The sequence below is a fragment of the Gemmobacter lutimaris genome, assembly GCF_003570715.1.
Lineage (GTDB): Bacteria > Pseudomonadota > Alphaproteobacteria > Rhodobacterales > Rhodobacteraceae > Gemmobacter > Gemmobacter lutimaris.
The window spans coordinates 103220-116787 of sequence record NZ_QXXQ01000003.1 but is presented as its reverse complement, the minus strand read 5'-3'; the positions used below and the strand labels follow the sequence as shown (position 1 = coordinate 116787).

Annotated in this window: 12 protein-coding genes; 5 read left to right on the top strand and 7 right to left on the bottom strand. The window is 65.9% G+C overall.

What is annotated here, in order from left to right; translation table 11 throughout:
• Nucleotides 1-8: 8 nt before the first annotated feature.
• A complete protein-coding gene (gene pncA, locus D2N39_RS07065) occupies nt 9-605 on the bottom strand; it encodes a bifunctional nicotinamidase/pyrazinamidase (protein ID WP_119134080.1) in 597 nt (198 codons plus the stop codon).
• A 116-nt stretch (nt 606-721) separates the two neighbouring features.
• Here pncA and trhO point away from each other — a divergent pair, with 116 nt between their 5' ends.
• Nucleotides 722-1624, top strand: coding sequence for an oxygen-dependent tRNA uridine(34) hydroxylase TrhO (trhO, locus tag D2N39_RS07060; RefSeq protein ID WP_119134079.1), 903 nt, complete (start codon nt 722-724; stop codon nt 1622-1624).
• 73 nt (nt 1625-1697) lie between these two features.
• Here the strand turns inward: trhO and D2N39_RS07055 are convergent, their stop codons facing one another.
• From D2N39_RS07055 to D2N39_RS07045, 3 genes are all read right to left on the bottom strand, one after another.
• On the bottom strand, nt 1698-5165 hold the full coding sequence (locus D2N39_RS07055) for a DNA translocase FtsK (RefSeq protein WP_119134078.1): 3468 nt from the start codon (nt 5163-5165) through the stop codon (nt 1698-1700).
• Between the two features lie 8 nt (nt 5166-5173).
• The gene (locus D2N39_RS07050) at nt 5174-6352 is read right to left on the bottom strand and encodes an aminotransferase class I/II-fold pyridoxal phosphate-dependent enzyme (protein ID WP_119134077.1); all 1179 of its coding nucleotides are present in this window, start codon (nt 6350-6352) and stop codon (nt 5174-5176) included.
• Nucleotides 6353-6480: 128 nt separating this feature from the next.
• A complete protein-coding gene (locus tag D2N39_RS07045; protein ID WP_119134335.1) occupies nt 6481-7809 on the bottom strand; it encodes an amidase in 1329 nt (442 codons plus the stop codon).
• A gap of 84 nt (nt 7810-7893) precedes the next feature.
• On the opposite strand from D2N39_RS07045, the gene D2N39_RS07040 reads away from it, so the two are divergent.
• Nucleotides 7894-9120, top strand: a complete 1227-nt coding sequence (locus D2N39_RS07040; RefSeq protein WP_119134334.1) for an FAD-dependent monooxygenase — start codon at nt 7894-7896, stop codon at nt 9118-9120.
• A gap of 3 nt (nt 9121-9123) precedes the next feature.
• Here D2N39_RS07040 and D2N39_RS07035 read toward each other — a convergent pair whose 3' ends face one another.
• Genes D2N39_RS07035 through D2N39_RS07025 form a run of 3 tightly spaced genes read right to left on the bottom strand, consistent with a single transcriptional unit; the run spans nt 9124 to nt 10883 of the window.
• Nucleotides 9124-9306, bottom strand: a complete 183-nt coding sequence (locus D2N39_RS07035) for a Trm112 family protein (RefSeq protein WP_119134076.1) — start codon at nt 9304-9306, stop codon at nt 9124-9126.
• The gene (locus tag D2N39_RS07030) at nt 9303-9947 is read right to left on the bottom strand and encodes an LON peptidase substrate-binding domain-containing protein (RefSeq protein ID WP_119134333.1); all 645 of its coding nucleotides are present in this window, start codon (nt 9945-9947) and stop codon (nt 9303-9305) included. The genes D2N39_RS07035 and D2N39_RS07030 overlap by 4 nt, the downstream gene beginning before the upstream one ends.
• A gap of 27 nt (nt 9948-9974) precedes the next feature.
• A complete protein-coding gene (locus D2N39_RS07025; RefSeq protein ID WP_119134075.1) occupies nt 9975-10883 on the bottom strand; it encodes a thioredoxin family protein in 909 nt (302 codons plus the stop codon).
• A gap of 113 nt (nt 10884-10996) precedes the next feature.
• Between D2N39_RS07025 and D2N39_RS07020 the strand changes: the two genes are divergently transcribed.
• The 3 genes from D2N39_RS07020 to D2N39_RS07010 all read left to right on the top strand — a co-directional run bounded on the left by D2N39_RS07020 (nt 10997) and on the right by D2N39_RS07010 (nt 13562).
• Entirely contained in the window at nt 10997-11635 is a 639-nt protein-coding gene (locus D2N39_RS07020; protein ID WP_119134074.1) for an SGNH/GDSL hydrolase family protein, read from the top strand.
• A gap of 146 nt (nt 11636-11781) precedes the next feature.
• The gene (locus D2N39_RS07015) at nt 11782-12060 is read left to right on the top strand and encodes a hypothetical protein (RefSeq protein WP_147373456.1); all 279 of its coding nucleotides are present in this window, start codon (nt 11782-11784) and stop codon (nt 12058-12060) included.
• Nucleotides 12061-12098: 38 nt separating this feature from the next.
• Nucleotides 12099-13562: a multicopper oxidase family protein gene (locus D2N39_RS07010; RefSeq protein WP_119134072.1), complete on the top strand. Its 1464-nt coding sequence runs from the start codon at nt 12099-12101 to the stop codon at nt 13560-13562.
• Nucleotides 13563-13568 lie beyond the last annotated feature (6 nt).

Sequence of the window (13568 nt, the reverse complement as noted above, 5' to 3'; positions counted from 1 at the left end):
CAGAGGGTTCAGACAAGCTTTACGCCCTTGGCCTGCATCTGCGTCAAAGCCGCCGCGAGCGATCCGTCAAGGTCAATCCCGCGGCAGGCCGACAGCTTCACCGTCACATCAAACCCCAGCCGCGCCGCATCCAGCGCCGAATAGGCCACACAGAAATCTGTCGCCAGCCCAACCAGCATCAACCGCGTCGCCCCGCGCGTGCGCAAATAGCCCTCCAGCCCGGTCGGCGTCGTGCGGTCATTTTCGAAGAACGCCGAATAGCTGTCGATGCCGGGGCGGAAACCCTTGCGGATCACCAGATCTGCGGCATCGGCGTTCAGCCCGGCATGAAAGGCCGCCCCGGTCGTGCCCTGCACACAATGCACCGGCCACAGAACCTGCGGGCCATACGGCATCTCGCCCATCGAGAACGGCGCTGCACCCGGATGATTGGCGGCGAAGCTCGCATGATCGGCCGGGTGCCAGTCCTGTGTCAGCACACGCACGGAATAATCGGCCAGCATCGCGTTGATCTCGGGCACGATCTCGTCGCCCCCCGCAACCGCCAGCGCGCCACCGGGGCAAAAATCGTTCTGGACGTCGATGACGATCAGGGCCTCGGTCATGGCTGGTCCTCTTTCGCTGCTGCACCTTCTGCGTAAGGCCGCCCGCAGCTTGCGTCAACGCCGCACCCTTGCGCGCAGCCCTTGCCAGCCAAGGGGCACTGACCTATGCCCAAGGCATGATCACCATCGCCGCGCTCTACCACTTCACCCGCTTTCCCGACCCCGCCGCCCTGCGCGCACCGCTCTTTGCGCTGGCCGAGGCGCAGGGAATCAAAGGCTCGCTCCTGCTGGCGCAGGAGGGAATCAACGGCACCATCGCCGGCTCCCGCGCCGGTATTGACGCGGTTCTCGCCCATATCCGCGCCCTGCCCGGCTGCGCCGATCTGGAGCACAAGGAAAGCCACGCCGATACCATGCCCTTCGGCCGCATGAAGGTCCGGCTGAAGCGCGAGATCGTGACCATGGGCCAACCCGATGTGGACCCGCGCGCCCGCGTCGGCCATTACGTCACACCCGCCGACTGGAATGCGCTGATCAGGCAGCCCGATGTCGCGGTGATCGACACCCGCAACGATTACGAGGTCGCCATCGGCACCTTCCGCGGTGCGGTTGATCCGCAGACCGCCAGTTTCCGCGATTTCCCCGCATGGTGGGAGGCGAACAAGGACCGCTTCCACAACAAGCGCATCGCCATGTTCTGCACCGGCGGCATCCGCTGCGAGAAATCAACGAACTTCCTGCTGGCACAGGGCGTGGAAGAGGTGTTTCACCTCAAGGGCGGCATCCTAAAATATCTCGAGGACATGCCCGAGGATCAAAGCCTCTGGGATGGCCAGTGCTATGTCTTCGACCAGCGCGTCAGCGTGGGCCATGGCCTCGTGCCCGGCGGGCTTGCCACCTGCCACGCCTGCCGCCGTCCGCTCCAGCCGGAAGACATGTCCCGCCCGGAATATGAGGAAGGCGTCTGCTGCCATCACTGCGCCGACGAATATTCCGAGACCGACCGCGCCCGCTTCCGCGAACGCATGCACCAGATGCGCTTGGCCGAGGCGCGCGGCACCCGGCACCTCGGCGGCTGATCCTTCATCTGTTTCCAAATATCCTCGGGGGTGAATTGGCCGCAGGCCAAGAGGGGGCAGACAGCCCCCTTCTTCACGCCTCGGGGATCAGGATCTCGCGCTTGCCGACATGGTTCGCCGGGGTGACGACACCCTGCTCCTCCATCTGCTCCACCAGACGCGCGGCCTTGTTGTAGCCGATGCCAAGCTTGCGCTGGATGTAGGAGGTTGAACATTTCCGGTCGCGTGCCACGATGGCCACCGCCTGATCGTAAAGTGCGTCCTCGCCATCGGTATTGCCGCCGGCATTGAGGCCAAGCACCGCGTCGATGTCGCTCGCCACCTCGTCATCCGGGCCTTCCACCACGCCCGACATGTATTGCGGCGGGCCAAAGCTCTTGAGGTGGTTCACGATCTCTTCGACCTCTTCGTCCGACACGAAGGGGCCGTGGATCCGGGTGATGCGCTGGCCGTTGCCCATATAAAGCATGTCGCCCTGGCCCAGCAGTTGCTCTGCCCCCTGCTCGCCCAGAATGGTGCGGCTGTCGATCTTCGAGGTCACCTGGAAGGAAATCCGGGTGGGGAAGTTCGCCTTGATCGTGCCGGTGATGACGTCGACCGAAGGCCGCTGCGTCGCCATGATGAGATGGATGCCCGAGGCCCGCGCCATCTGCGCAAGACGCTGGATGCAAGCCTCGATCTCTTTCCCGGCCACCATCATCAGGTCGGCCATCTCGTCGACGATGACGACGATATAGGGGAAGGGTTCGGGCGCGAATTCCTCGGTCTCGAACACCGGCTCGCCGGTATCCTCGTCAAAGCCGGTCTGGATGGTGCGCTTGAACATCTCGCCTGCGGCCTGCGCCTCGCGCACCCGGCCGTTATAGCCGTCGATGTTGCGCACCCCCATCTTCGACATCTTGCGGTAGCGCTCTTCCATCTCGCCCACCACCCATTTCAGGGCGACGACCGCCTTCTTCGGGTCGGTGACGACGGGCGAAAGCAGATGCGGGATGCCGTCATAGACCGAAAGCTCCAGCATCTTCGGGTCGATCATGATGAGCCGGCATTCCTCGGGCGTCAGCTTGTAGAGGAGGCTGAGGATCATGGTGTTGATGGCGACGGATTTCCCCGACCCCGTGGTCCCCGCGATCAGGAGGTGGGGCATCTTGGCAAGGTTCGCCACGATCGGGTCGCCGCCGATGTCCTTGCCCAGCGCCAGCGGCAAGCGCAACTGGCTGTCGCCGAAGTCGCGCGCGGCAAGAATCTCGCGCAGCACCACCTTCTCGCGGCTGGCGTTGGGCAGTTCGATCCCGATGACCGAGCGGCCGGGCACAGTGGACACCCGAGCCGAAAGGGCGGACATCGAGCGTGCGATGTCATCGGCAAGGCCGATGACCCGGCTGGCCTTCAGGCCCGGCGCCGGTTCCAGTTCATACATGGTGACAACAGGGCCGGGGCGGACCGAGACGATCTCGCCCTTCACACCGTAGTCATCCAGCACGGATTCCAGCATCCGTGCATTTTCCTCAAGCGCCTCATCCGACAGCGTATGGCGCGTGATGGTCGCGGGAGAGGCCAGAAGCGAAAGCGGCGGCAATTCATAAGCCGCGCTTACCTGATCCTCGAAGCGCAGACGCGGCTGCGCTTCGGCCACCGCCTGACGGGAGGGCGTAATCGGCTTCTTGGCCGGATGCTGCACCACACCGCGTTTCACCTCGGGCGTGACCAGCGGCGCCGACGGGCGCGCGGGCATTCCGCCCGTATCGGCACGCAGCGGTGCAGCGTGGTTCACGGGTGTCGGATCATAATCCGGTTCGTAATTGTCATCCGGCGACCAGTCGTCATAGGCATCTTCCACCGCCTCGACCACCGGCGCCGGGGCGGGCGCCTGCATACGCGGCGTGGCGGGCACAATCGCCTCGGCCTCGTCCCGCCACATCGCAGGCTGCGCGGGCAGGACCGCAGGCCCGACCGGCATCCGGGTCGCGGCAGGCCGCAGAAGCGGCGCCGGACGATCCAGATCGGCAGCCGCAGCAGCATGAGCGGAATCGAGCGTCAGCGGCTCTGCACGCGGCACGGGGGCGGGTTCGGCCACAAGGCGCGACAGCGGGCGAGACGCGGGCGTTACAACCGGAGAAGGCGCGACCGGCTCTGCCCTGAGGGCTGGCGCGGACATTTGCGCGGTCTGTTCGGCAAGCTGGGCCTGCGCTGCCGCTGCACGCGCGGCGGCCGAGGCGACGGCCGCGGAAATCGCATTGGAGGGCGCGGACATCACGGGTTCGGGCGTCGTGACAGTCGGGGCCATCACCGGGGGCTCGATCCGCAGGCCACGGCGGTTCAGCGCCGGTTCACGGCGGGCGATGGCTGCTTGCAGCGGCGTCATGTGCGGCTGCGGCGCGGCAACCCCCTTGCCATGCCGGACGCGTGTGCGGATCACATCAGAAATACGGGCCTTGATCCGGTCTTCAGGGGCCAGATCGACCTCGGTCATTGCCGCTTGCATCACCGGCAATTCGGGCATCGGATCAGGATCCACAACACGGCGCAGACGCCCCAGCAATCCTTCCTTCCGGCGCGGGGCCTGAGCTTCGACCGGATGTGTCATGCTGCGCGGCATGTGACCTGCGCCACCCAGCCGCGCCGGAGCCCCAAAATTCGGAACGAAGCCGTCGTCGTCCTCGATGTCCAGCAGATCGTCCTCGACCGGAAGGTGCATCGGCAGTGTCGGCTCCAGATCAGCACGAATGACCCGGCTACGCCGCGTCGCCCCGCCCGGCATTGATAGCGCCGCAGGGGCCATCGCCGGTTGCATCCGAGACGCCGGCTCCGACCGGCGCGCGGCTGCCGCCTCGGCCCGCCGCTCACGCTGCCGTGCCTGAGCGGCCTGTGCGGCACGCGCCGCCCCGGCGGTTCCGCGCCCCGCCCACACCATGACCTGCGAATAGGCCATCACGCTGCCAACCGCGAGGAAGTGCCGCAGCGCGCGCAATTCCTCGGCATCGAAGCCGGTCACGAACAGCAACATTCCCAGCAACGCGACGCCCGACAGAAGCGACATCACCTTCAGCCCGAAGGTCGCCTTCACCGGAGCGACGCCCAGCATCGCCCCCAGCACGGTATCCCCGAACAGCCCGCCGATACCAAAGGCATGCGGCCAGTCGGCCCCCGGCACATGGGTCGCTGCGAAGACCGAGGCCATGGCCACCGCGATCAGGGCAAAGACCACGCGGCCCGCCGCACGTTCCGCCCCACGATGCAGCACGAAGCGCATGCCCCAGGCGAACAGGATCAGCGGGATGGCCCAGGCGCCCTTGCCGGTGATGATCATCAGGGTCGAGGCGATGGCCGCCCCGATCCCGCCCAGCCAGTTGCGCACTGGCTGATCGGTCGCGACCATCCAGCCCGGATCCTCGGGCGAATAGCTCAGCAGCATGACAGTAAACAACAACGCGACGGCGATCAGGCCCAGCCCGATCAGCTCCCGCGCGCGGCGCTCCAGCGCGGCCTGGGTGTTCGGGTCCACCAGCGGATCACGTTGACGCATCTGATACAAAGCCATCTGCCACCTCAGCCGTAAATGCAGTCGCGCAGCTTCGTCAGGCCGCGTTCCGTTTCGTCTTTTGGCGCCACCAAGGCGACGCGGATATAGGGCTTGCCCGGATTCTGCCCGCCGACATCGCGCGACAGATACGCCCCCGGCAGCACCCGCACGCCCGTCTCGGTCCAGAGCTTCAGCGCCGCCGCCTCGCCATCTTCGACCGGCAGCCACAGGAAGAACCCGCCTTCGGGCGATTGATAGCCCTGCATGCCGCCAAAGATGCTGTCGGCCAGCGCGAATTTTTCCTGATACAGCGCGCGCGAGGCGGCCACATGTGCCTCGTCACTCCAGGCGGCTTCCGCCACGCGCTGCAAGGGCAGCGGCAGCGGGGCGCCGGCAAAGGCCCGCAGCTTGCGCAGCCGTTCCATGCTTTGCGGTCCGGCAGCCGCGAAGCCCGAGCGCAGCCCCGGCAGGTTTGACCGTTTCGACAGCGAATGGAAAGCCACCACCCGTTCAGGGTCCGCCCCTACCTCGGCCGCGACCTCAAGGATGCCGGGCGGCGGGCTGTTGCGCCAGATCTCGGAATAGCATTCATCCGCGAAAATCTGGAAATCATGCTTCTCGGCCAGCGCGAGCAAGGTTTTCCAGTAGTCGCGGCTGGCCACCGCGCCCTGCGGATTGGCGGGCGAACAGATATAGGCGATTGTCACCCGGTCCAGAAGATCCGGAGAAAGCCCTGCAAAATCTGGCAGATGCCCGGTCGCGGCGGTGGCAGGCACATAGACCGGCTCTGCCCCCACAGTCAGCGCGGCGACGGCATAGACCTGATAAAACGGGTTCGGCATCAGCACAACGGGCTGCTTGCCGTTCTTGGTTTCCGGGCACAGCGCGATACAGGCGTTGAACAGCCCCTCGCGCGTGCCATTCAGCACCATGAAGCGATCCGGCCCCAGCGCCACGCCATAGCGTCGCTGCGTCCAGCCGGAGATCGCCGCCAGCAATTCGGGCGTGCCGTCATTCGGCGGATAGACCGAGAAGCCATCCAGATTCGCCGCCAGAATCGGCCCGACGAAATCGGGCATCGCATGTTTCGGTTCGCCGATCGTCATGGCAACCGGCGCCCCGCCGGGGGGCAAATGATCCAGCAATTTCCGCAGACGCGGAAACGCATAATCCGGCAGGTTCGAGAACCGCTCAGGAAACGCCATTGGTATACTGCCTCATCTCGGGGTCATATCGCCCCGTTTGCGATGAGGATAGCGGGCAAGCCCTGCCCGGTCCAGTAGATCGTGACACAATCGGTTGTATGTGTCGGTAGAATGTGACTTTTGCGCCCTCAGCCCAGCGCGCGTTCCACCGCGGCGCCCAGCCGCAGCAGACGTTCCTCCTGCATCGCGGGGCCCATCAGCGAAATCCCGCAGGACGGCTGGCCAGTTGGAAGGGTCAGCACGCACAGGCCCAGCACGTTACCGATGCGGGTGTTACGCAGCGCCAGCAGGTTCTCAGAGGTGAAATAGGCGTGATCTTCCATCAGCCGCTTCGCATCCGGCGGCAGGATGGGCGAGGTCGGGATCAGCACGGCATCGAAACCGCCAACCCGGCGCTCCCAGATCTTGCGCAGATCCTCCAGCCGCCGCCAGGCCGCGATATAGGCAGTGGCCGTCACGGTGCCCCCGGCGCGGAAGCGTTCCAGCACCGGGGGGAACATTTTGTCTGGCGCCGCCTCGATGGTCTTGCCCCAGATTGCATAGGCTTCGGGGGTGAAGAGGTCGGCAGCCAGCCGCATCGCCTCGGCCACTTCCGGGGCATCGAACTCGTCGATGGTCGCACCCGCATTGGCCATGCGGCGCAAAGCCCCGTCAAACCCCTGCGCCGGTGCGTCGCGCAGATCATCCAGTGCCACGGTCTTCAGCACACCGAAACGCGCGTTGGTCAGGCTCGCCCCTTTCAGATCCGCCGCGCGGCGGGCCGACAGAACGGAAAGGATCAGCGCGCAATCCTCGACAGTGGCGGCAAGCGGGCCGACCGTATCGAAACGGTCGCACAGAGGCACCACCCCCTTGGTGGACAGCCGGCCATGCGTGGTTTTCAACCCGACCAGATCATTCCAGGCCGCAGGCACCCGCACCGACCCGCCGGTATCCGAGCCGATGGCGGCAGGCGCCAGCCCGAAGGCCACCGAAGCCGCCGCACCCGAGGATGACCCACCCGGCACCGCATCAGGGAAGTTGATGCAGGGCGGCGTTGCCGTCACCGGGTTCAGCCCCAGACCTGAAAAGGCCAGTTCCGTCATATGGGTCTTGCCAAGGCACACCAGACCCTGCGTCGTCGCCCCGTGCAGCAGTTCGGCATCGGTTTCCGGCACCCGGCCCTTCAAGAGTGCCGATCCGGCCTCGCAGGGCACGCCCGCCGCATCGAAATTGTCCTTCCAGCTCAGCGGCACACCATCCAGAGGCCCGAAACGGGTTCCCGCCCGTGCACGGCCCACAGCAGACACCGCGGTGGACCGCGCCCGGTCTGCGGTGGTGCGGACATAGATGCGCTTCGCATCAGGGTGGCGGGCGATGGCATCCAGGAAAGCCTCGGTCAGGTCAACCGGGTTGATCTTGCCCGCGTCGATTGCCCGCCCCAGATCCGCCGCACTGCGCCCGAGCCATTTGTCCATCATCGCCGCAAACTCCGCTGTTTGGCGCAGGCTAGCGACGCAAGGGCGCATGGACAATCCCGCTTGGCGCGCCATATTGGGCGCATGATGCCGGATACCGATATTCTGATCGCGGGCGGCGGGCTGAACGGCCCCGCGCTGGCCCTTGCACTGGCCCAAGGCGGGCTGCGTGTCACCGTGGTGGACAGCCGCCCCGCCCCCGCGCGGGCCGAAGCCGGGTTCGACGGCCGCGCCTATGCGCTGGCGCTGGCGTCCAAACGCCTGCTGGTGGCGACCGGCGTCTGGCCGCGCATCGCGCAAAGCCAGCCGATCCTCAAGATCAAGGCCAGTGATGGCGAGGCGGGACAAGGCGCCGCGCCCTGGGTGTTGGGCTTTGATTCGGCCGAGCTTGAGGAAGGCCCGATGGGCTTTATGGTCGAGGACCGGCATCTTTATGCGGCCTTCCTTGACGCCATGCGGGACGAACCCGGCATCACGCTGCTGTCGGGTGAAACCGTCACCGCGCAAGAGGCGGATACGCAGGGCATCACCGTCGCGCTCGCCTCGGGTCAGCGACTAAGCGCACGGCTGCTGGCGGGTTGCGACGGGCGACAATCGGGCACCTGCGCCCGCGCTGGCATCCGCCGCACCGGCTGGGGCTACGGGCAGACCGCGCTTGTCACCGCGATCCGGCATGAAAAACCGCATGAGGGCGTGGCGCATCAGTTCTTCATGCCTTCCGGTCCGCTGGCGATCCTGCCCTTGGCGGGCGGTCACCATTCCAGCATCGTCTGGAGCGAGACTGACGCCACCGCCCGCGCCATACAGGCACTGGACGATGAAGGCTATCTGACCGCGCTGCGCCCGCGCTTCGGCGATTTTCTGGGCGAGATAGCGCTGGCGGGCGCCCGCTTCACCTATCCGCTGAACCTGACACTGGCCACTAGCTTCATCGCGCCACGGGTGGCACTGGTGGGCGATGCTGCGCATGGGGTGCATCCGATCGCCGGACAGGGGCTGAACCTCGGGCTGCGCGACGTGGCCGCGCTGGCGCAGGTGGTGATCGAGGCGCATCGGCGGGGCGAGGATTTCGGCAGCCTGACCACGCTGGACGCCTATCAACGCTGGCGGCGATTTGATTCCACGACGCTGGCGCTTGGCATGGATACGGTCAACCGGCTGTTTTCCAACAGCAACCCCCTGCTGCGGCTGGGGCGCGATCTGGGGCTTGGCGCGGTGAACGCCCTGCCCGGCCTGCGGCGCGGTTTCATGCGGCAGGCCGCGGGCCTGTCGGGCGATCTGCCGAAACTGTTGGATGGCAAGCCGATCTGAGCGTCAGTCCAGCGCGCGGGCTTCGGATACCAGCATGATCGGGATGCCGTCGCGCACCGGAAAGGCCAGCCGCGCGGCCTTGGACACCAATTCGTGCCGCTCGGCATCCCAGGTCAGTTGCGCCTGAGTCATCGGGCAGACCAGCGCCTCCAGCATGCGGCGTTCAGGGGTGTTCTGATCGGTCATTGCAGGCGCTCTCCTTCCGTGCCGCCGCGCAGGGCGATTTCCATCAATGTCACCAGCGTCTCACGCCGGGTCGGCAGCGAGGGGGCCTCCAGCAGCGCCTGCTTGTCCGCCGGATCGAACGGGCACAGCATTGACAGCGAATTGACCAGCAATTCGGCCTCGGCCTCTTTCAGGCTGCCCCAGTCGGAAGACAGGCCCTGACTTTGGAAATACCGCGCCAGCAGATCCAGAAAGCCGTCGCGGTCAAAACCCGGATCGGTTTCCGCCGCACCAAGATCGCGGGCGAAGGGCGCCCAGTCCACCGCCCAGCGGCGATAGGGCTGGAAGCCATGAACTTCTTCCCTCAGGCGAAACCGCGATACGCCCGAAAGGGTGATCATGTAGCGCCCGTCCTCGGTTTCGGAAAAGCCTGTCAGCCGGCCGGCGCAGCCGATGGCATGCAGACGCGGGGCCTCTGCCCCCGGCACCTCGCGCGGCTGAACCATTCCGATCAACCGCTGTTCGGTCTTCATGCAATCGGTCAGCATCGCCAGATAGCGCGGTTCAAAAATATGCAGTGGCAGGCGGGCCCGCGGCAGCAGCAGGGCGCCCGGCAGCGGAAAGACCGGGATCAGGTCGGGCAGGTCGGCAGCTTTGATCATGGCCATCAAACTAGGCCGCTTGGCCGGTCAGGCAAATATCATCGACGAAAGTTTGCGCCGCCCCTTCAGCACGATGGGGTCTTGCGGCTTCAGCGCGTCGAAGATGGTGAAAAGCTGGGCACGCGCGGCACCGTCATTCCATTCGCGGTCCCGGCGGAACAGGTCCAGCAACTCGTCCACCGCCTCGTCCACCTTGCCCGAAGCATTCAGCGCCACCGCAAGATCAAAGCGCGCCTGATGGTCGTCGGGATTCGCCGCGACCGCCGCGCGCAGTTCCGCCTCCGGGCCCGCATTGGCAGCCTGCTTGGCAAGCTCGATCTGCGCCCGAGCCGCCTCGACCTCCTTGGCGTGGGCGATCTTCGCGGGCACACCGGCGAGGAATGCCTCGGCCTGTTCGACATTGCCCGCCGCCATATGTGCACGGATCAACCCGCCATAGGCGGCGGCATTCTCCGGCTCCTCGCCCAGAATTGCGGCAAAGATTTCGGCCGCGCCGACGGCATCGCCATCGGTCAGCGATTGTTCCGCCATCTCCAGCGCCTCGCCCAGTCCGCCGTCACCTGCCATGGCGGCAACGCGCTCGATAAACTTGGTCAGCTCCGACCCCGGCAGCGCGCCCTGAAAGCCGTCGACTGGCTGGCCCTGCCAGAAGGCATAAACCGTCGGGATCGACTGGATACGCAATTGCCCAGCGATCATCTGGTTTTCATCGACGTTGATCTTGACCATCTTGACCCGACCTTTGGCCGCGGTCACAGCGGCCTCAAGCGCGGGGCCAAGCTGTTTGCATGGGCCGCACCACGGCGCCCAGAAATCGACGATCACCGGCACTTCGCGGCTTGTGTCGATCACATCGGCCATGAAGGTGGCTTCCGACGAATCCTTGATCAGATCGGCCCCGGCGGGGGCGGTCTTTTGGGAATCCAGTCCGAACATCGCGTCCTCGTGTCTTGCAGCTTTGCCCCTATATGGGCGCAGTGCCGCAAAAGGCCAAGGGGAATTGCATTTCCTGCGTCCGGCACTAGCCTGCCGGGAAAACGGAGAGTGCCATGCCCGTTCTGATGACCTTCGGCGACAGCAATACCCACGGTTCACCCCCGATGACCGACCGCGTGAGCTATCATCGCTTCGGCCCGGATATCCGCTGGCCGCGCCGGGCGCTGGCGGCACTGGGGCCGGAGTGGGAGTTGGTGGAGGAAGGCCTGCCCGGCCGCACCGCGCAATTCGATGACCCTTGTATGGACGGGCTGATGAACGGTCACCCGGCGCTGCGGCAGGCGCTGCAAAGCCACGGGCCGCTGGATGTGCTGACCATCATGCTGGGCACCAATGACATGAAAACCCGTTTCGGCGCCAGCCCCGAAGCGGTGATGGGCGGCATCGCAGGGCTTCTGGACCTTGCACTCGGGGTCGAGATGCAGACCCGCCACGGCGGCTTCCGGGTGCTGCTGATCTGCCCGCCGCCGGTGCTGGAAACCGGCGTCCTTGCCCCGGATTTCTGGGGTGCCCGCGCCAAATCCCTAGCCCTGCCCCCGCTTTACCGCGCCCTCGCCACTTCTCGCGGGGCAGCCTTTCTGGACGCAGGGGAGGTGATCGCCGTCAGCTCGGTTGATGGCGTGCATTTCGAGGCAGAGGCTCATGCGGTTCTGGGCGCGGCGGTAGCCGAAAGGGTGGCGGCGCTCATGTGAGGCCTTGCCCGATGCGACGGGTAACCTCTTGGCAGTAACCTTGTCCGGTGCCGGAAATTTCATCTGACAGTGTCGTGCCACCGCACTAGATTGCAACCATGGAACTCAGGGCCATTTTGTTTCGCTTGTTGGCTATGGCCGTCTTCATGGCGGCCGTCGGCCTGTGGCCCGGCGCGATGTCCACCGCCCGTGCGATGCCGCAGCCTCATGCGGCGCAGGGCATGACCGCCCCCGATTGCCACGGCATGACACCCGGCCGGATGGATGAAACCTGCCGCCAGCACTGTCTGGGCCAGACGGTGATGACCGAAGCCTTCGCGCCGCTTGGCCCGATGCAGCGTGTCATGCCGTTCGAACCGGCCCCTGTTCTTGCCCTCGCCACCTCCACCAGCCCCGAACCGGAAGGCAAGCCGCCGCGTCTTTGACTCCTGTCCCAAAGTCCCACTTTTGACCGGAGATCAAGATGACCCGATTTTCCCGCCGCGGCTTCATGGCCGCCTCTGCGGCCATGGCCGCTTCGCTTGCGGTTCCTGCCCGGCTGCGTGCCGCCACTGCCCCGCTGTCGCTGACCGCCACCACCCGCGTGATCGAGGTTGGCGGTCGTGCCGCCACCGTCATGGGGCTAATGAACGCGCAGGGTGGCCTTGGCCTGACGCTCGCCCCCGATCAGCGCTTTCGCGTCGATCTGACCAATGCGCTGCCGGTCGAGACGATCATCCACTGGCACGGCCAGATCCCGCCCAATGCGCAGGATGGCGTGCCCAATACCAACCCGATGCTGAAACCGGGCGAGACCCGTGGCTATGATTATGCGCCCCGCCCCGGCACCTTCTGGATGCACAGCCATCTGCCGGAGCAGGAGATCGGTCTTCTGGCCGCGCCGCTGATCCTGCGCAGCACCGAGGATCTGCGCGCCGACCGGCAGGAGGTGGTGATGTTCCTGCACGACTTCGCCTTCCGTTCGCCGGAGGAGGTGCTGGCCGAGGTGACCGGCGGCATGGCGATGGATCATGGCAGCATGAACCACAGCGCGCCGGGTGGCATGGATCACGCTGCCATGGGGCATGGCAGCATGGAAGGGATGGGGGAGATGGCAGGTATGGCTGGCATGGCCATGGACCTCAACGATTTCAACTTCGACGCCTATCTGGCCAATGACCGCACGCTGCACGATCCCGAGGTCATCACAGTCGAACGCGGCGGGCGCATCCGACTGCGGGTCATCAACGGCGCCGCGATGACCGCTTTCTGGGTAGATACCGGCACCCCGGCCCTGCTGGTCGCGGTGGATGGCGAGCCGGTGATGCCGCTGCCCGGCGACCGCTTCTCCATCGCCCCGGCACAGCGGCTGGATATCGAGATCGACCTGCCCGCCGACGGCACCGCACAGCCCATACTCGCCCTGCGCGAAGGCGCGCGCGAACGCACCGGAATCCTTCTTGCCCCACAGGGGGCCACCATTCCCCGGATCGCCGCGCTTTCCGACAAGGCGCATCCGCCGGTTTCCGGCGACATGCGGCAGGAGCTGGCCTTGCGTGCCGTGACCTCACTGCCCGAGCGCCCGGTGCAAAGCCGGCAGATGATCATGCTGGGTGGTGCCATGCAGCCCTATGTCTGGACGATCAATGGCCAGACATGGGACAACCGGACCCCGGTCGTCGCGAAAAACGGCGAGAGGGTGGAACTGATGTTCCACAACATGTCGATGATGGCGCATCCGATGCATCTGCATGGCCATGTATTTCAGGTGGTCGAGGTCAACGGCACCCGGTTCGCGGGCGCGCTGCGCGATACGGTGCATGTGCCTGCCATGGGCAGCGTGACCATTGCCTTCGATGCGGGCGAAGTCGCGCCGTGGATGCTGCATTGCCACCACATGGGCCATCTGGCGACCGGGATGATGACGGAACTCGCGGTTTCTGCCTGAGCCGCC